Here is an 18527-nt window from a genome sequence, read left to right as displayed (position 1 = left end):
TGCGGCTGGGGGAACCTCAGCGACGACGAGCCGAGGCAGGCGGTTTGCCGAGAAACGCAGCCAGACCTTCTGCAGCCGCTTCATGCCCGATCCGATTCGGATGCACCGGAATTCCGTCCTCGACAGGGGCAGTCATCCCGTTGCTCCATGGCTTGTCAGAGCACGGCGCGTGGGTGCGCGATTTCTCGGAGAAGCGGAACACTTCGGCAAACTCGGCTCGCGCCACGTGTGCTGTCAGCCGGGAGAGCCGCCGGGCCACGGCCTTGCTCTGTTCCAGCCGCTCCGGAGTGATCGGCAGGGCCGGGCAGGCATCCTTGGCAGGAAGGACCGTGATGTAATCGACAAAGACGATGCGGGCCTTGGGGGCGCGCTTGCGAACGCCCTGCACGATGGCACGCAGGTTCCGCTCGTCCGCTGCCCAGTCGGCCTCGGTAATCTCACGCCAGGGCTGGCAGCGCGGATCGGGCTTGGCACTGCTTTCGCACAGGGCGGCCATGATGTTGCCGACAAAGGCGATGTCATTGCCGCCGATCGTGATCGTGACAAGCCGCGCCGAGGCATCGACGGCTTCGATCTGTGGCGGGATCTCCTTCCACGGACCCAGCACGTGTTCGGTAGTTGCGCCACTGCAGGTCGCATCGACGAGATCGAGCTTGAGCCGTGCGGCGAGCAGCGCCGGATAGTTGAATTGCCCGCGGCCACAACGCGAAGGGGTGTCGGGCTTGTTGGGGCCGACACCGGGGCCTGCTGCAAAGGAACTGCCCATCGCAACGTATCGTTCGCCCGGCACAGGTGCAGCAGGCCTGGCATCGGCATGAGAGATGGCAGGAATGGAGAGCGCCAGCGCTCCCACGGCAAGGGACAACCGCATTACTTGACCCATTCCAGCCCGATTTCCTCGTAGATTTCGCGAGCGTCCGCCCAGCGCTCGTCAACCTTCACGTGCAGGAAGAGGTGGACCTTGGCGTCGAGCAATTGCGCAAGCTCCTTGCGCGCAGCCTCGCCGATCGCCTTGATCCGCGCACCGCCCTTGCCAAGCACGATCGGGCGTTGCGTCTCGCGCGCGATCACGATCTGCTGGTGGATCTCGATCGAGCCATCCTTGCGGGTGAGATACTTCTCCGGCCGGACCGTGCTGTCATAGGGGAGTTCGTCGTGCAGCTGGCGATAGAGCTGCTCGCGCGTGATCTCGGCGGCCATCAGGCGTTCCGAGGCGTCGGAAACCTGATCTTCCGGGTAATGCCATGCGCCTTCGGGCATGAGCGCGGCGAGCCGCTGCTTGAGCTCGGGAACGCCATCGCCCGTCAGCGCGGACACGAAGAAGACCTCGTCGAACTCCGCTTCCTGCGTCAGCGCCTCGGCCATGACGAGCAGCGGCTCCTTGGGTGTGGAGTCGACCTTGTTGAGGACGAGCAGCTTGCGCTCCGGACGCGCCTTCAGCGTTTCGAGAATCGATTCCAGGTAATCGCGCTTCTTCTTGCGGGCATCGACCACGAGCAGGATCGCATCGGCTTCCTGCGCGCCGTCCCACGCTGCGCTGACCATGGCGCGGTCGAGCCGGCGCTTGGGTTCGAACAGGCCGGGAGTATCGGCCAGGATGATTTGCGCCTTGTCATCGCCCACATTCTCGAGCGCGATGCCCATCAGCCGCGCGCGCGTTGTCTGCGCCTTGGGCGAGACGATCGCGACCTTCTGGCCGACGAGCGCGTTGACGAGGGTGGACTTGCCGGCGTTCGGAGCGCCAAGGACGGCCACGAGGCCACATTTATCGGTCATGATTCCAATTCTCTGAAGATGTGCGGCCAGCTTAGGCCATTTGCGTGGCCGCCGCCAGTTTGGCGTCAGCCATGCGCCTGCATGAAGGCGCGGGCTGCCGAAGTCTCGGCATCCTGCTTGCTCGTTCCCGTGGCGCTGGCCGTGCCGACGCCCTTGATCTCGACCGAGACGGTGAATTTCGCTGCGTGGTCCGGTCCTTCGCGCGCAACGAGCGTATAGACCGGTGGCTTGCGCCGGTTGCCCGCCGCCCATTCCTGAAGCGCGGCCTTGGGATGCTTGCGTTGGCCGGTGCCCGAGGCCATCGGCTGTTCCCAGATCTTGCGCACGAATGCCCGCGCCGCTTCGAAGCCGCGTTCGACAAACAGCGCGCCGATCACCGCTTCCATCACATCGCCCAGAATGTTGTCGCTTTGCGCGCCGCCATCGTCACGGGCCTGCTTGCCCAGGCGGATGTGCGCTGAAAGGCCGATGGCACGCGCCATGTCGGCGCAGGTTTCGCGGCTGACGAGCGCGTTGAGGCGCTGCGAGAGCTTGCCTTCGGCGGCGTCGCTCTTCTCATGCAGCCATTCGGCAATGACCAGCCCGAGCACCCTGTCGCCAAGGAACTCCAGGCGCTGGTAATCTCGCGCCACGCCCATCGAGCCGTGCGTAAGCGCCTCGATCCACAGATCGCTCCGCTCGGGCGACTTTCCCGTAAGATTGGCGAGGTAGTCGAGCGTTTCGGGCGGGAGCGTGCTCAGAACGTGCCCCCGATCCGATCCCAGCGAGCCGCCGAGAACCACGTCCATGGCAGGAACCAGTTGGCGCTGCCATCGGTGGACCACATCATCACGGTCGCGCGCCCGACGAGGTTATCCTGGGGAACAAGGCCGATCCCGCCGCCTTCCATGGCCGGGAAACGGCTGTCCATCGAATTGTCGCGGTTGTCACCCATCAGGAACAGCTGACCTTCCGGCACGAGCACGGGCACCGTGTCATCGACCGAGCGCTGGCCAAGATCGAGCACGTTGTAGCTCTTGCCGCTGGGCAGGGTCTCCCGGAACTGCGGATAATGGCAGGTCTGCCTGCCGTCGGCTTCGGTCACGGCGAACTCGGCCGAGAGACAATCGGTGTTCGGGCTGACAGGGATCACGAAATCGGGCTGCTTCACCTTCGGCACGGCCTTGCCGTTAAGATGCAGGACACCGCCGATCATCTGCACGGTGTCGCCAGGCACACCGATCACGCGCTTGATGTAGTCGATATCGTTGCCGGGGGGCGCCTTGAAGATCACCACGTCACCGCGTTCGGGCTGGCTGGCGAAGTAGCGCTTGGGCAGGATCGGTGCGCTGAAAGGAAGCGAATAGCTGCTGTAGCCATAGGGCCACTTTGCAGCGAGCAGGTAGTCCCCGTTCTCGAGCCGCGGCAACATCGATTCCGACGGGATATTGAACGGGGAGAAGATGAAACTGCGGAAGATCGCCACGACCAGCACGAGCTTGATGAGGAAAACCGGGAAGCTGTCTTCCTTCTTCTCCTTCTTCACCGCAGGCTCGGCAGCCGGGGATGGCGAGGATTGCGGGGTGGCGTCGGGCGTGTCGTTCATCGTCGCGGTCATGTTGCCAGCGTGCGCCTTCGTCAAGTGTGTTATTGGTATAATACGGCGCCGAAATACGTCTGCAAGGCTTGCTGCGCGCTGAACACCGGCCTTGGCGATTGCTGTCACAGCAGGCATTAGGGACATTACGCAGTTGCGAAAAGGAAGAGGTTCGAGATGTCGGCAAGCCAAGCGCAAACCCTCTGGGCGGAACTGGAGGCGCAGCCGCGTCCATCCCTGGAGACGCTGTTCGAGGACGCCGGACGCCTCGAACGCTATTCGACCACGCTCGAACTGCCCGGAGGCCCGGTGATCTTCGACTGGTCGAAGACCCACTTGTCATCGCAGGTCGAGCAGGCGCTTGTGGCGATCAGCAAGGCGATGGATCTGGCTGGACGCCGCGATGCGCTGATCGGCGGCGAAAAGATCAACAACACCGAAGGCCGGGCTGCCGAACACACCGCCCAGCGGGGCATCGGCAAGGAAACCAGCGTCGAGGAAGCCGAGGCGCTTCATGCCCGCATGCGGATGCTGGTCGAGGCCATCCACGAAGGCGCTTTCGGCGAGATCAAGAGCCTGATCCACATCGGCATCGGCGGATCGGCCCTCGGGCCGGCGCTGGCGATCGATGCGTTGACTCGCGATGGCGCCAAGGTCGCAGTGCATGTCGTCTCCAATATCGATGGCTGCGCGCTGGAAGCGGCAATGAAGGCCTGCGATCCTGAAACGACGATGATCGCGGTCGCCTCAAAGACGTTCACCACCACCGAGACGATGACCAATGCGCAGTCGGCGCTGAGCTGGATGCGCGAGAATGGCGTATCAGATCCCTATGGCCGTGTTGTCGCGCTGACGGCATCGCCCGAAAAGGCGGTCGAATGGGGTGTCGATGAAACCCGCGTCCTGCCGTTTTCAGAATCCGTTGGCGGTCGTTACTCGCTGTGGTCGTCGATCGGCTTTCCTGTCGCCATGGCGCTGGGCTGGGAAGGTTTCGCCGAGTTCCTTGATGGCGCGGCGGCGATCGACCGCCACTTCATCGATGCCGATCTTGCCGAGAACGTGGTCGTGCGTGCGGCCTTTGCCGATCTCTACTATACGCAAGTGCGTGGGTGCGAGACGCGGGCGGTGTTCGCCTACGACGAACGACTGAAGCTGCTGCCCGACTATCTCCAGCAGCTCGAGATGGAATCGAACGGCAAGCGCGTGCTGGCCGATGGCACGCCGTTGACCCGCGCCAGCGCGCCGATCACCTGGGGCGGCGTCGGCACCGATGCCCAGCATGCAGTATTCCAGCTCCTGCACCAGGGTACGCACCTGATTCCGGTGGATTTCCTTGCCGTCATAACGCCAGGACACGATCTCGATGGTGCCCATCACGAGATCCTCCTGTCCAACTGCTTCGCGCAAGGGGCAGCCTTGATGGCAGGCAAGGCCTCGGACGACGGCGCGCGCGCCTATCCGGGTGACCGACCTTCGGCGACGATCCTGTGCGAAGATCTCAACCCCGCAACACTCGGCGCGCTGATCGCCTTCCACGAGCACCGCACGTTCGTTTCGTCAGCGATGCTCGGCATCAATCCGTTCGACCAGTTCGGCGTCGAGCTGGGCAAGGCCATTGCCAAGCAGATCGAATCCGGCGGCGGGAAGGGCTTCGATCCTTCGACCGAAGCGCTGCTCAAGGCGGCAGGGATCGGCTGATCCGTTTCGCATTGCTGCATTGCCGGGAAAGCCTCTGGTCTTGGCCGGGACCAGGGGCCATATGCAGCCCGTGACAAGGAGTGCATATGGCTGATCAAGCATCTGGGCAGGACTTCGACTACGACCTCTTTGTGATTGGCGCAGGTTCGGGCGGCGTGCGCGCCAGCCGGATCGCGGCTAGCCATGGTGCGCGCGTGGCCGTGGCCGAGGAGTATCGCGTGGGCGGGACCTGCGTGATCCGGGGCTGCGTGCCCAAAAAGCTGCTCGTCTACGGTTCGCATTTTGCCGAAGAACTGCAGGACGCGGCCAACTATGGCTGGACGGTCGAGAAGATGACATTCGACTGGCCGACGTTACGTGACGCCGTTCTCAAGGACGTCGACCGGCTGAATTCGGCCTATACCAGCACGCTGGAGACCAACAAGGTCGAGCGGTCTCTGGAGCGTGCCGAAGTGGCTGGGCCAAATACGGTCCGCCTCGCCTCTGGCCGGGAAATCAGCGCGAGGTACATCCTGATCGCGACGGGTGCCTGGCCGATCATGCCCGAATTTCCGGGCTCGGAGCATTGCATCACCTCGAACGAGGTGTTCCATCTCGAACGCCTGCCAAAGCGCGTGGTCATTTCCGGCGCGGGCTATATTGCAATGGAATTCGCTGGAATTTTCAATGCGTTGGGCTGTCACGTAACGGTCGTGAACCGTAGCGAGACGATCTTGCGTGGCTACGATGAATCGCTGCGCGATCGGCTGCTCCAGATCACCATGGCGCGCGGCATCGAATACAAGTTCAATTGTCCGTTCGACCGCGTCGAGAAGAACGACGACGGATCGTTTGCGGTGTACCTTGGCAAGCAGCCCGATCCGATCCACGCCGATGTCGTGCTCGTCGCCACCGGTCGCCGGCCCAAGACCGACGGCCTCGGCCTGGAGAATGCCGGCATTTCGCTTGGAGCCCATGGCGAAATCCCGGTCGATGACCATGGCAAGACGGCCTGCGACAGCATCTACGCCGTTGGTGACGTAACGAACCGGGTGCAGCTTACCCCCATCGCCATCCGCGAGGGCCATGCCTTTGCCGACCGGGTGTTCGGTGGCAAGGATACCTCGGTAAGCTACGACGCAATCCCGAGCGCGGTGTTCTCGCAGCCCCCTCTGGCCGGTGTCGGCATGACCGAAAGCCAGGCGCGGCAGGCGTATGGCAGCAACATCAAGGTCTATTCTTCGGACTTCCGGCCGATGAAGAACATCTTCGGCCACCGGCCCGAGCGCGGGCTTTACAAGATGATTGTCGAGGCGACGACCGAGAAGGTGCTGGGCATCCACATGATCGGTCCGGACAGTCCCGAGATACTTCAGGCTGCGGCGATCGCGGTGAAGGCGGGATTGACCAAGGCAGACTTCGATGCGACCGTAGCGTTACATCCTTCGATGGCTGAAGAGCTTGTATTGATGCGATAATTCGTCCCGTTACGTTGCAAAAACGGCGACATTTTCTGACGCCGGTCGTGGTGAGGGTTGGCCATAGGTCTGGCATAGGTGGAGCATAGGTGGAGCGCAGGCCGAAGGCAGGCGCTTCACGCTCCTTGGCTGGTCTTGAGCAGGTTCAGATGCCGGCGAACCACTGGTAGCCGGAATGATCCTCCCAGTAACCGCCACCCCCGCCATGGATCCCAGCCAGCGTATCGACCGCCTCGATCTTCATCACGTACTTGGCCTGCTTGTAGCCGAGCGCGCGTTCTACCCGCAGCCGGACTGGCGCGCCGTGGCCAACGGGCAGGGGCTGCCGGTTCATCGTGTGTGCGAGTATCGTCTGGGGATGCATGGCATCAATCATGTCGATGCTCTCGTAATAGGGCGTTCCCGAGAAATCGTCTGCGCAATGGAAAATAACGTATTGTGCAGAAGGTAAAATCTGCGCTTGGCGAAGGATCAGGCCTAGCGGCACGCCAGTCCATTCACCAATTGCGCTCCAACCTTCCACGCAGTCATGCCGAGTGATCTGCGTCCGCTGCGGCGCGGACTTGAGCTGGGCGAGGGTCATGCTGAATGGTCGGGCTACCCTTCCACCGATCTCGAGCTTCCAATCGGCAAAGCCATTTGCCATGTGTGCCTGATAGTCCGCGGATCCTGGCAGGCGGTTGCCGTTCATCCTGAAGCGGGGCGACAGGTCGGCGCGGGTGAATTCTGGTGCCAGCGCGTTGCGATCCGTCACCAGCCGCTGGCCCGACAGCATAGCTTTCTCCCCTGCAGTCAGCACCTTGCGGACCGCTGGGGCGGTGGTGATCTTTTCACATCCTGACAGCAGCAATCCGGTTGCGCCGACAAGGGCGCTACGTCGCGAGATAAGCGTCATTGTCCGTCCTTTCGCACAGGCAGGCGATACCAGCCGGTGATGATCGAGCGCAGTTCGTTGAGGGGCCCGGCGAGGATGACCATCAGGAGGTGCACGGCGATGAACCCGACGAAGCCCGCAGCGCACAGGAAATGGATGGACCGCGCCGATTGTCGCCCGCCGAACAGATCCAGCAGCCACGGGAATGCGGCGTTCAGGTTTGGTGACATCGTCATCCCGGTAAGGATGACCAGCGGGATCAGAACGAAAATGACGCCGAGATAGGCTATTTTCTGCAAGGGGTTGTAGGCTTTGGCCGCTTCGCCGGTGGGGAAGCGCAGCCGCGCATGCTCTTTGATGTCATGCCACAGGTGAGCTGGCCTGCGCTCTTCACGCGTTAACGCAAGATCACGTGATAAATGCTTGAAAAAAATCGCATAAATCACAAACAGGCTGATCGAGATAACCAGCACCCATGCGAAGAAGAAGTGCCACTGTCGCCCTTCGGCCAAGCTGTAGTAGTTGGGTATCGTCAGGAGTGGGGGAAACGCCTTGGTTGAACTCTCTGTCCAGCCGAGGAATCCGGTGGTCGGAATCTCGAGACCCGAAAAATAGAGATACCCCTCCTGTCCGCGATGGCCGATCGCGAACCACGCCCGTTCATAGTTCGCGCCGAACTTGCCCCAGTAGAGACGCGGATGTGCGTTGAAGATCGTCGCTCCGCTCATCAGCATGATGAAGATCGTCAGCGCATTGACCCAGTGCCAGATGCGGACGGGCAACCTGGTGCGGTAAACGAGCGGCTGATCTGTTGATGTGCCGCGGGGCGGAACGTCTTCTTGTGACGTAACGAGTGCTGGCGCGGCGTCCATTGTGCTTTCCCCGTCCTTGAGTTTGCGCAGAGTGCCACAAATCCGCGTCCGGGCAAGGGCCAGAGACAGGATATCAGTTACGCCTGGGCAGAATGGATTGCCGGTTGCTGTGCTGCAAGGGCGATGAGATCGGCGCGAGAGTAACGGCGCTGGCTGGCCGTAGCGAGGCATGATCGTGGCACCGGGCGCAACGCGCTCCATGCCGCCTTGCCGATGAAGCCCAGCTTGCGGGCGTTAGTAACGACGGTACGATGGTCCCAGGCGTGGGCGCCCCGCCGTGCGACCTCGCGTGCGATCTCCCCGTAGATGCCGGCCGCCGCAAGGATTGCCCAGCGCTGGCGACCAGTCAGCCGCGACGCCCCGATGCGCGCCGAGCATTCGTGGATCTGGGCCGTTTCGCACATTCGCGCGACAAGCGAAGTCAGCGCCGGGCGGAAATGCGGCTTCATCTGCTCACCGGGCGGGATATCGGCCTCGACCAGCCAGTCGAGCGGGATGTAGCAGCGGTCAGCGGCGTCATCCTCCTCGATATCGCGGGCGATGTTGGCGAGCTGGAACGCGAGGCCAAGGTCGCAGGCGCGATCGAGCGTGTCTTCATCGTTCGGGCTGACACCCATGACCACGGCCATCATCACGCCCACGGCGCCGGCCACGTGCCAGCAATAGCGCATGAGATCGGCTTCGCTGCGCGGTTGCCAATCGGCTGCATCGAGGGCGAAGCCGTCCGTTACGGCACGGGCCATTTCCAGCGTGAGCCCAGTTTCGCGGGCCACAACCCCGAGTGCGTCAAAGGCCGGATCCCCGGTGCTTTTCCCGGCAAAGGCCAGCGTGGTCAGTTCGCGGACCTGCGCCAGCCGCTGGGCAGCACCATCCTGATCGCCCAAGGCTCCGCCATGATCCTGCGCATCGACGATATCATCGCAACGGCGGCACCAGGCATAGAGAAGCCAGACGCGCTCGCGCGTTTCCCTGTCGAAGAGATGGCTGGCCGCAGCGAAGCTTTTCGAGCCCTTCAGGATTGACTTGCGAGCGTTACTAACGAGGGCTTTGCGATCCAGCATCACTCAGAGATCTTCGGCCTTCATGGCGAAGATCGGCTTGTGCGGCACGTAGCCTGCCATACGATCGAGCAGGGCATCGAGATCGGGTTCTGCGATGATGATGCTGGCGTGGGCTTCGCGGATGAAGCCGACGTCGATCATGTGCTGGTTGAAGGCCAGGAGGTGATCGTAGAAGCCGTAGGCGTTCAGCAGGCCAACCGGCTTGGCGTGATAGCCAAGCTGCGCCCAACTTACGGCTTCCCACAGCTCGTCCATCGTGCCGACGCCACCGGGAATGGTCAGGAAGCCGTCCGACAGATCGGTGAAGGCCTTCTTGCGTTCGTGCATGCCGGGGACGATGTGCAACTCGGTGCAATCGTGGTTCGACACTTCGCTGTTGACGAGGGCTTCGGGAATGACACCGATCACTTCGCCGCCGGCATCGAGCGCACCATAGGCCACGGCGCCCATCAGCCCGAGCTTGCCACCGCCATAGACGACACCGATGCCGCGGCGCGCCAGTTCGGCGCCGATCTCCCGGGCGAGGGTTACGTAACGCGTGTCGGCAGGCGAGGCAGAGCCGCAGTAGACGGCAAGACGTTTCAAAGAAGATCCTCCAGCATCAGTTTGGCGGTGGCTTTTGCCGACCCGACCACTCCGGGAATCCCGGCGCCCGGATGGGTTCCCGCACCGACCAGATACATGTTGGAAATCGCGTCGTCGCGGTTGTGGGCGCGGAACCAAGCGCTTTGCGTGAGCAGCGGTTCGAGGCTGAAAGCGCTTCCGAGATGGGCCGAGAGATCGGTCTTGAAGTCGGACGGTGCGTAGTGGAACTTCGTTACGATACGCGAATGGATGTCCGGGATCAGGCGACGACCGACCTCGTCGAGGATGCGCTTTTCAAGAATGGGACCGATCTCGTCCCAGTCCACCGGAAGCTTGCCCATGTTGGCAACCGGAACGAGTGCATAGAACGTGCTCATGCCTTCCGGCGCCACCGAGGGGTCGGTTACCGTCGGGTGGTGAAGGTAGATTGAGAAGTCTTCAGGCAGGACGCCGTGCTTGTAGATGTCGTCCAGCAGGCCCTTGTAGCGCGGCCCGAACAGGATCATGTGGTGCGGGATGCCCGGCCACGTGCCCTCGACACCGAAGTGAACCACGAAGAGACTTGGAGAAAATTTCTTTTTCGTCAAAGACTTTGCGCGGCGTTGTGCATGTGGATTGTCAGGCATCAGATCGCGATAGGAATGGACGATATCGCCGTTTGAGGCGACGGCGTCAAACTTGGCCGACCAGCCGCTTTTGGTGGTGACGCCGGTCACGCGGGTGCCGAGCGTTTCGATGTGGGTCACCGGATCGCCCATGCGCACTTCGCCGCCGAGGCGCTCGAAATGCGTGAGCATGCCCTGGATCAGCTTGTTGGTGCCGCCCTTGGCCCACCACACGCCCCCGTCCTTTTCCAGTTTGTGGATCAGGGCGTAGATCGAGCTGGTGTTCATCGGGTTGCCGCCGACGAGCAGGGTGTGGAAACTGAACGCTTCGCGAAGGCGCTCATCCTTCACGTAGGACGAGACCATCGAATAGACCGACCGCCATGCCTGGTAGCGGGCAAGCGCCGGGGCGGCCTTGAGCATCGAGGCGAAATCGAGGAACGGGACCGAGCCCAGTTTGACGTAGCCTTCCTCGAACACACCGGCAGAGTATTCGAGGAACTCTTCGTAGCCTGCGACATCGGCCGGATTGAGCTTGGCGATCTCGGCACGAAGCTGGGTTTCATCGTTCGAATAATCGAAGTTGGTGCCATCGGGCCAGTTGAGGCGATAGAATGGCATGACCGGCATGAGCTCGACATCATCGGCCATCCGGTGGCCCTTGAGGCCCCAGAGTTCCTGCAGGCAGGCTGGATCGGTGACGACCGTGGGGCCGGCATCGAACGTGAAGCCGTCCTTCTCCCAGTGATAGGCGCGGCCGCCCGGCTTGTCGCGCGCTTCGATGACGGTGGTCTGAATGCCGCCGGATTGCAGGCGGATGGCGAGGGCAAGACCGCCGAAGCCGGAGCCGATTACGCAAGCGCGCTTCATCGTGGAGTTCCTGCAAGGGATAAAGGTTTGGGACGTGCGCCGAGGCCGGTGAGCACACCGATGGCGTTGGTGATCGGCAATGGCGGCTTGCCGGCAAGGATGCGGGCCTTGTCGAAGACCGTGGTCTTTCCAGCGTAGAAGCGTTCGATCAGCCCGTGCCGCAGGCTGTAGAACCGTTCGAGCACACGATAGCGCTTGTCGGGCGCGGCGCCGGCAAAAAGCAGCGCGGACAGCTGGCGCAGATAGGCCGACTGCGCCCAGTGCTTGCGCGCCCACTGTTCGCTGAAGCGGGCAAGTGCTTCACCGGAAAGATCCTGCTGACGGGCAAGTGCGAGGGCGTACTTGACCGCATCGGGCAGTGAATAGCTGGTGACGGCCTGGAACAGCCCGGCGCGCACCCCGGCCCGGGCGACCGGACCGCCGCTGGCGCGCCAGAAAGCATCGAAGTTGCCCCCGGCGACGACGGGCAAGACGCCCTGTTCCTCTTCGAGCATTTCGGCGATCTGCCATCCCTTGGCGGCGGCGTATTCGTCGATCCGGGCACGGATGGCGTCAGCGTCGAGCGCGGGCCCATCGGAATAGTAGGTGTCTTCGATGAAGATCTCGTCGGCGGCGAAGGGCAGCGAATAGACGAAGCGGTAACCGTCGATCTGCTCGACCGTGGCGTCCTTGACGATCGGAGCATCGAGGCCGTGCGGGGCCGAAAGGCGGAAGCGGCGGCCGACGAACTTCTGCCAGCCACCGGTCAGGTCCGTAACGTTGCGAAGGCCGCGGGCATCGATCACGCCCTTGGCCTCGAGGCGCATGCCGTCGGACAAGGTGGCGTTCGTCGGGCTGCAGGCGAGCGCGCGTACCCCCGTGATGATAGCGCCGGGTGCAAGGCGCTGACGCAAGATCTTGTCGAAACGGTGCGAGTTGATCGAGTAGTAGCTTGTCTTCAACCGGCGTTCGTAACGCGGGAAGCGTACGGTGTATTCGGGCCAGGCGGCGACGACCATGCCTTCAAGCAGCGCGCGCCCTGCCTTGTTCACATCGGTGCCGAAAAACGACCAGACGTGGTTTCCGCCGATCGTATCGCCCTGTTCGACGAGGATTATGTCGAGTTCCGGACGGGCCTGACGCAGCGCCAGGGCAACCAGGCCGCCAGCCAGCCCTCCGCCAAGGATCGCGATGTCGCAGTTCCGCACACTCATGGTCATAGCGCTTAGGGGTATGCGGTTGCCGGTGCAACCATGGGCTTGCCGCTGTCGGCATCCCCCGTCAGAAAGGGCATGGATCGTGGAGGGGCGTGGATGACACGAGGGATTTCGCTGCAGCCGGGCAGGGCAGGCTGGATTGCGGCGCTTGGCGTGGCGCTTGGGATCGTGATCATCCTGCTTGGCATGGCGCGACCGCCGATATACCCGTGCGGCACGATCAGGCTGTGGCAGGGGGTGGTTGAATCGGCGGAGAACAGCCAGCAGATCCTGGATTGGTACAGCTTCAGCCACGTGATTCACGGCTTCCTGTTCTACGGCGCGGCCCATCTGCTCTGGCAAAGGTTCGGGCTTAAAGCTGTCTCTCCAGCCTGGGCGCTGGCGCTGGCTGTGCTGGTCGAAGGGTCGTGGGAGATTCTCGAGAATTCACCGATCATCATCGACCGATATCGTGCCGTAACGATCTCCTGGGGCTATTCGGGCGACAGCGTGCTCAATTCGTTCAGCGACATGGCCTGCATGGTGCTGGGCTTCATGTTCGCAAGCCGCGCTCCGGTACGGGTGACGGTGATCGTCGCGCTGGCCTTCGAGCTGTTCACGCTGGCAATGATCCGTGACAACCTCACGCTCAACGTGCTGATGCTGGCCTGGCCGCTTGAAACGGTACGGCAGTGGCAGGCGGCGGGCTGAGCATCCGATTTTCGTGACCGAATGCCTCAATCGGTGGCCCGTCCAGTTGCCAATTGACGGGCATCAATGTCACCTTCTGCAATGAGCCGAAAACGGCCGGAGTGGCGTCAGACCATGGAGAGGCATGATGAGCGAGCGCGCAGCAACGGGCGGCGACTTTGACGTACTGATCGTGGGAGCCGGAATCTCCGGCATCGGGTCCGCATGGCACCTGCAGGACCAGTGCCCCGGCAAGACCTATGCGATCATCGAAAGCAAGGACACCTTCGGCGGGACGTGGGATACGCACAAGTATCCCGGCGTACGCTCGGACTCGGACCTCTACACTTTCGGATACCGCTTCAAGCCGTGGGTCGGCGCGCCGATCGCAAGCGCGCAGGCGATCCTCGATTACATGGGTGAGGTGATCGAGGAAGGCGGCATCGGCCAGCACATTCGCTATGGCCACACGATCACGAGCGCGAAATGGGACAGCGCCAGCAATCGCTGGACTCTGGAAGCCCGGACCAAGGACGGTGGCACGGCGACGTTCACCGCGAACTTCCTGTGGATGTGCCAGGGCTATTACGACCATCAGGTGCCTTACATTCCCACGGAATGGCAGGGCGTGTCGGACTTCAAGGGGCTGTTCGTGCACGCGCAGCTGTGGGACCCGGCGACCGACTGGGAAGGCAAGCGCGTGCTGGTGATCGGATCGGGCGCGACAGCAGCGACCGTGGTGCCGGCCTTTGCCGAGAAGGCGCAGGTGACGATGCTGCAGCGTTCGCCGACGTATTTCTTCTGTCATCCCAACCAGAACGAACTGGCCGATCGCCTTCGCCAGATCGGCATCGACGAGCCCACCATCCACCGCGTGGTGCGCGCGCAGATCATGCACGACCAGTCGGTCATCGACCGGCGCTGCGTGGAAGAGCCCGATGTCGTGGTCGAGGAACTGCAGGCGGCGGCGCGGGCCTATGCCGGGGAGGACTTCTCGTTCGAGCCGCATTTCGCGCCGCGATACCGGCCCTGGCAGCAGCGCTTGGCCTTCTGCCCCGATGGCGACCTGTTCCGGGCGGCGTCCGAAGGCAAGGTGCGCGTGGTAACCGACACGATCGACCGCTTTACGGAAACCGGCGTGCTGACCAGCAGCGGCGAATTGCTGGAAGCCGACATCATCGTTGCCTGTACCGGGTTCCACCTCAAGGTTCTGGGCGACATTCCGTTCGAAGTTGACGGCAAGGCTGTCGATTGGGGCGATACCGTCACCTATCGCGGGATGATGTTCACCGGTGTTCCCAACATGGTCTGGGTTTTCGGCTATTTCCGCGCAAGCTGGACCTTGCGGGTCGACATGCTGGGCGATTTCGTCTGCCGTCTGCTGAAGCACATGGACGAAAGAGACGCGCACAAGGTTGAGGTGGCTTTCCGCGACGTTGACGAAGGACTGGAAATACAGCCGTGGATCGATGCGGACAATTTCAATCCCGGCTACCTGATGCGCGATCTGGAAAAGCTGCCGCGTGCCGGCGGCAATGACGTCTGGCGGCATAACCAGAACTATTGGGCAGAGCGCGACGTGATCCCCTTCATCGATCTTGAAGGGCAGGAGTTCGTCTATGACGGGGTGCGGCGGCAGGCGACGCTTGCGGAGGCGGCTGAATAGATCAGGCTGACCGGCGCATCGTCCGGCCAGCCCGTGCGGAACGCTTCTTCAGCCAAATGACCACACCGGTGACCGAAAGCATGGTCACCGCGATCCCGAGCGCGCTCACGAAGATGCGATAAGGCAGGCCGAAGACCTGCGCCATGTGCAGTGCCGCCAGCCAGTTGCTGAAAGTATTGGTCGTATTGACGCCGCTTGGCCATTCGACCGCCTGCAGTTCGCCGGTGTTGCTATCGAAAGCCACCCGGGTGCCACCGCCGTGGTGACCGATGTCGGACTTGGTGGTGAAGCCGTAGACATAGAGGCCGCTGGTGGGAATGTGCCAGATCCAGCGCTCTCCATCCTCGAGCGGGGCTAGGCCCCTTTTCATCGCTTCGCTTCTGGCAAGGTCCTCACCACGCTGCGTGGCCATGCGGAAATCGAGCGCGGGCGCGTTGCGAGGGGCAGGCAGGGCCTTTTCGATCAGGATCGCGCGCCCGTCCCTGGCTCCAAGGGATTCCATCACCGGCACATAGACCTGTGGCAGATTGAACGACACGCTCGACCAGGCGAATACAAGCAGCAGCGGCCAGAGCCACAGGCCTCCGGCACGGTGGAGATCGAAGTTGAGCTTGTAGGGTGTGGATTTCCTCCGAATGCGCCAGCTTGGCCGCCAGCGATCGAGGAAGGGTGTGCGGGCGGGCTTGGGCGCCTTGGGTGGCAGGGTGAGGTAGAAGCCTACGAAGCAATCGACTGTCCAGATCAGCGCGGCGATGCCGAAGGCCAGCGTACCGATGGTGCCGAGTGCGAGGGAATAATGCAGGCGATAGAGAAACGGCATCAGGTTCTTCGTGCCCTGGCCGATGTTGCCCCATTCGCGGCGGCCCTGTTCCTCGCCCGTAACGGGGTTGAGAAACAGGTCGTCCCATTCGGGCACGCCGGGGCCGTTTTCGCGCTCAAGCCCGGTCCTGGGGTCGAGCCAGTGAAGGTGAAGGCGAAGGGCCTTGCCGGGTTCGACCGAGAGCGGCAGGAAATCCAGCCCAGCGCCGGGATAGCGCGCCAGAACTTCCTCGCGCACGCGCAGGGGATCGGGCGTGCCAATCCAGCGGGAATTGTGCAGTTCGGGCGCGGTGGCGGCCTCGAGCTCCTCGATCCACGGCAATAGCGAGCCGGTGAGGCCCGCCACGGCGAGGAACAGCGCGAGAGTCAGGCCCGCCCAGCGGTGGACCACAACCCATGTCGCACGCCCCGGCAGCGCAAGGCGCCGGGGAGGAGCGAGCGATCCCTGCGCGCGCGTGGCCATCAGAACGTCATCCTGACCGAGCCGGTCACGCTGCGCGGCGGGGCGAGGAAGGACTGGTCCCAGTAGAGGCTGGCGAGATGCTTGTGATTGGTGGCGTTGGCGACATTGAGGTTGAAGCTGACGTTGTCATTGAGCCGGTAGCCGGCCTGCAACTGCAGCGTGGCATAATCGCCTTGCCTGATCGTGCCGAGAGCGTTGGTCGAGTAGACCGCATCCTGCCAGCGCATGGCCGCGCCGAGTTGCACCTTCTCGACCGGCTCCCAGCGGACGAGCAGGTTGGCCGTGGTACGGGGCACATAGGTGCGCACGGGGTTGCCATCGCGCCCTTCGAGGGACAGATGCGTCAGGCCACCCTGCACGGTGAGGCCGGGGGCGATGCGACCGCCGACTTCAGCCTCGACGCCCTGGCTGCGCACGAAGATGCCGGTGTAGAGTGTCTGGCCGAGATTGGCGTCGTAGCCCGAGGATTCGGCGAGGTTGGCCTGTTCGGAACGGAACAGGGCGAGCGAGCCGAACAGCGCCTTGTCGGATGTCTCCCCCTTGAGGCCTGCCTCCCAGCTTTTGCCCTTGGCCGAGCCGACCGGTTTGAGATCGGTGCCGAGTTCCTTCTGCGGATTGAAGATATCGGAATAGCTGGCGTAGAGATTGACGCCGGGGACAATCTTGAATGTTGCGCCGAGGAATGGGCTGACGGCGCTTTCGCTGCGCGCTGCGCTCACGCCGAAGGTGAAGCCGGTGGTCTTCACATCGACATAGTTTGCGCCGAGGATCAGGCTCAGGCGATCGCCCAGCTCAAGATCTGTAGCGGCGCGAATCCGCCACTGCTTGTCGTTGATGCTGGCACTTTCGACGGGATCGCCAAAGGCGGGATATGGAACTTCGCTGCCATTCCAGCCCGATTGCAGCGGCGGCAAAGGTGCCCACGCGGGATCGGTGAGGGGCACGGGGTAGGAAAGATAGCCAAACCTTGCGGCGGTGCGTTGGATGCCGAAGGTCAGCTTCTGGTCCCGACCGAACAGCTTGAACGTGCCATCGAGGCGGTTGTCCCAGATCCAGCCGCGTGCCGTGGACAGGTAGCCGCCGGGATTGCCCATCAGGCCGAGGCCGGTTTGCGCGTCAGGCGTTCCGTAAACGTAGAACAGGCGCGAGGGTTCATCGTTGATGCGCCGGGTGAGGTGGGTCTTTACGCTCCAGCCCGGAGCAAAGGTCCATGTGGCCTCGCCGAACGCGGTCTGGTCCTTGGACTTCCAGTACGTCCAGTCCTGTGTGGTCGAAGTGGAGAAATCCCAGTCGAGCTGGTTGCCTGCGCTGTCGAGCAGCGGCAATGCGCCCCACAGGACGCCACGCGAGGTGCCCTGCTGGCGGGCGTAGCCGAAGGACACGGCAAGGCTATCGGCGATGCGGCCGTCGATCACACCTTGCAAGGCGGTTCGGTTCGAGCGGTAGTCGCGCAGGTAGGAGTCCGCATTCTGCGCCGCGCCGACAAGACGGACGCCCCAGTTGCCATCGGAAGTGAGCGGCATTTCAATATCGACTTCGCCGCGGACCCGGTTCCACGACGCAGCGGTCAGTTCGGCAGTGACCCGCTTCTGTCCGGTATAATGGCGCCGGCGGTAGTTGATCGTGCCAGACGGATTGCCGACGCCTGAAAGGAGGCCATTGGCGCCACGCACCACTTCGATCGAATCCCAGAGCACCGTGTCCAGCGAGCCGATAGACGGTCCCCAGATATTGGGGAGCTGGATGCCGTCGACCATCGCCTCGGTGATGTCGAAACCGCGGGCGTTATAGTAGGTGCGGTCAGTCTCGGCCTCCTCGACATTCACGCCGGTGACATAGCGCAGCAGATCGTTGACTTCGTCGAAGGCGAAATCGTCGATCAGGGTCCGGTCAATCACGGTGACCGACTGGGGCGTGTCGACAATGGCAAGCGGAAGTCCGGTTGCGCCTGAAGGGACCGCTTCGACCCGATCACCGATCACGGTGATGCGGTTTTCCGTGTCTTCGACCTCATCAGCAAGGGCGGGCTGGGAGGTAAGAGCCAAGGCGGCCAGCGAAGAAGCAGAGAGAAATTGCAGGCGATACGGCACGTTAGGCTCCCGTCAGTGATGGGCAACGCTTAGTGCGATTCATTCTCAAGAGTCAATGCAAGTAAGAATCATTCGCATTAAAGATGAATGAAGCCGCTTGGAATGTCAGGTTGCCAGCACCGGGGGACGGCAGTAGAAGTGGCGGCATACCCCGGGGAGCCAGTGTGGCTGAGAGGGGCTGGTCACGCAGCCCGACCCGTTGAACCTGAACCCGTTAGCACGGGCGGAGGGAAGGGCAGTGCCAGCGGCC

At 62.8% G+C, this 18527-nt stretch carries 16 protein-coding genes and 1 riboswitch; of the genes, 4 read left to right on the top strand and 12 right to left on the bottom strand.

The window, feature by feature from the left end; translation table 11 throughout:
• Nucleotides 1-16: 16 nt before the first annotated feature.
• From B9A23_RS02310 to lepB, 4 genes are all read right to left on the bottom strand, one after another.
• A complete protein-coding gene (locus tag B9A23_RS02310) occupies nt 17-883 on the bottom strand; it encodes an SGNH/GDSL hydrolase family protein (protein WP_084277220.1) in 867 nt (288 codons plus the stop codon).
• Nucleotides 871-1776, bottom strand: coding sequence for a GTPase Era (gene era, locus B9A23_RS02305; RefSeq protein WP_084277219.1), 906 nt, complete (start codon nt 1774-1776; stop codon nt 871-873). Before era ends, B9A23_RS02310 begins: the two co-directional genes overlap by 13 nt.
• A 65-nt stretch (nt 1777-1841) precedes the next feature.
• A complete protein-coding gene (rnc, locus tag B9A23_RS02300; protein ID WP_084277218.1) occupies nt 1842-2564 on the bottom strand; it encodes a ribonuclease III in 723 nt (240 codons plus the stop codon).
• Nucleotides 2513-3361 (bottom strand): signal peptidase I, encoded by an 849-nt coding sequence (lepB, locus tag B9A23_RS02295; RefSeq protein WP_084277504.1) that lies wholly within the window; start codon nt 3359-3361, stop codon nt 2513-2515. The genes rnc and lepB overlap by 52 nt, the downstream gene beginning before the upstream one ends.
• Nucleotides 3362-3529: 168 nt before the next feature.
• Between lepB and pgi the strand changes: the two genes are divergently transcribed.
• Complete coding sequence (gene pgi / locus B9A23_RS02290; protein WP_084277217.1) at nt 3530-5050, top strand: glucose-6-phosphate isomerase; 1521 nt, start codon at nt 3530-3532, stop codon at nt 5048-5050.
• An 86-nt stretch (nt 5051-5136) separates the two neighbouring features.
• Nucleotides 5137-6507 carry a glutathione-disulfide reductase gene (gene gorA / locus B9A23_RS02285; RefSeq protein WP_084277216.1) on the top strand — a complete coding sequence of 457 codons (1371 nt, stop codon included), beginning with the start codon at nt 5137-5139 and terminating at the stop codon, nt 6505-6507.
• 145 nt (nt 6508-6652) lie between these two features.
• Here the strand turns inward: gorA and B9A23_RS02280 are convergent, their stop codons facing one another.
• The 6 genes from B9A23_RS02280 to crtY all read right to left on the bottom strand — a co-directional run bounded on the left by B9A23_RS02280 (nt 6653) and on the right by crtY (nt 12567).
• Complete coding sequence (locus B9A23_RS02280; protein ID WP_084277215.1) at nt 6653-7402, bottom strand: molybdopterin-binding protein; 750 nt, start codon at nt 7400-7402, stop codon at nt 6653-6655.
• Nucleotides 7399-8253, bottom strand: coding sequence for a cytochrome b/b6 domain-containing protein (locus B9A23_RS02275; protein WP_084277214.1), 855 nt, complete (start codon nt 8251-8253; stop codon nt 7399-7401). Before B9A23_RS02275 ends, B9A23_RS02280 begins: the two co-directional genes overlap by 4 nt.
• A gap of 77 nt (nt 8254-8330) precedes the next feature.
• Nucleotides 8331-9314, bottom strand: coding sequence for a phytoene/squalene synthase family protein (locus B9A23_RS02270; protein ID WP_084277503.1), 984 nt, complete (start codon nt 9312-9314; stop codon nt 8331-8333).
• Nucleotides 9315-9317: 3 nt separating this feature from the next.
• Nucleotides 9318-9899, bottom strand: coding sequence for an LOG family protein (locus B9A23_RS02265; RefSeq protein WP_084277213.1), 582 nt, complete (start codon nt 9897-9899; stop codon nt 9318-9320).
• Nucleotides 9896-11374, bottom strand: coding sequence for a phytoene desaturase (locus B9A23_RS02260; protein ID WP_084277212.1), 1479 nt, complete (start codon nt 11372-11374; stop codon nt 9896-9898). The genes B9A23_RS02265 and B9A23_RS02260 overlap by 4 nt, the downstream gene beginning before the upstream one ends.
• Complete coding sequence (crtY, locus tag B9A23_RS02255; RefSeq protein ID WP_084277502.1) at nt 11371-12567, bottom strand: lycopene beta-cyclase CrtY; 1197 nt, start codon at nt 12565-12567, stop codon at nt 11371-11373. Before crtY ends, B9A23_RS02260 begins: the two co-directional genes overlap by 4 nt.
• Before the next feature lie 99 nt (nt 12568-12666).
• Here crtY and B9A23_RS02250 point away from each other — a divergent pair, with 99 nt between their 5' ends.
• Both B9A23_RS02250 and B9A23_RS02245 read left to right on the top strand, forming a co-directional pair.
• Nucleotides 12667-13260, top strand: coding sequence for a DUF2585 domain-containing protein (locus tag B9A23_RS02250; protein WP_084277501.1), 594 nt, complete (start codon nt 12667-12669; stop codon nt 13258-13260).
• Nucleotides 13261-13387: 127 nt separating this feature from the next.
• Nucleotides 13388-14905: a flavin-containing monooxygenase gene (locus B9A23_RS02245; RefSeq protein ID WP_084277500.1), complete on the top strand. Its 1518-nt coding sequence runs from the start codon at nt 13388-13390 to the stop codon at nt 14903-14905.
• Nucleotide 14906: 1 nt separating this feature from the next.
• Here B9A23_RS02245 and B9A23_RS02240 read toward each other — a convergent pair whose 3' ends face one another.
• Both B9A23_RS02240 and B9A23_RS02235 read right to left on the bottom strand, forming a co-directional pair.
• Nucleotides 14907-16187: a PepSY-associated TM helix domain-containing protein gene (locus B9A23_RS02240; protein WP_084277211.1), complete on the bottom strand. Its 1281-nt coding sequence runs from the start codon at nt 16185-16187 to the stop codon at nt 14907-14909.
• Nucleotides 16187-18232 carry a TonB-dependent siderophore receptor gene (locus tag B9A23_RS02235; protein ID WP_176217845.1) on the bottom strand — a complete coding sequence of 682 codons (2046 nt, stop codon included), beginning with the start codon at nt 18230-18232 and terminating at the stop codon, nt 16187-16189. The genes B9A23_RS02240 and B9A23_RS02235 overlap by 1 nt, the downstream gene beginning before the upstream one ends.
• Before the next feature lie 187 nt (nt 18233-18419).
• Nucleotides 18420-18527: riboswitch (TPP riboswitch) on the top strand.

Origin of the sequence: Novosphingobium sp. B1 (genome assembly GCF_900176395.1) — a bacterium.
Classification (GTDB): Bacteria; Pseudomonadota; Alphaproteobacteria; order Sphingomonadales; family Sphingomonadaceae; genus Novosphingobium.
This window is presented reverse-complemented; position numbering and strand designations above follow the sequence as displayed.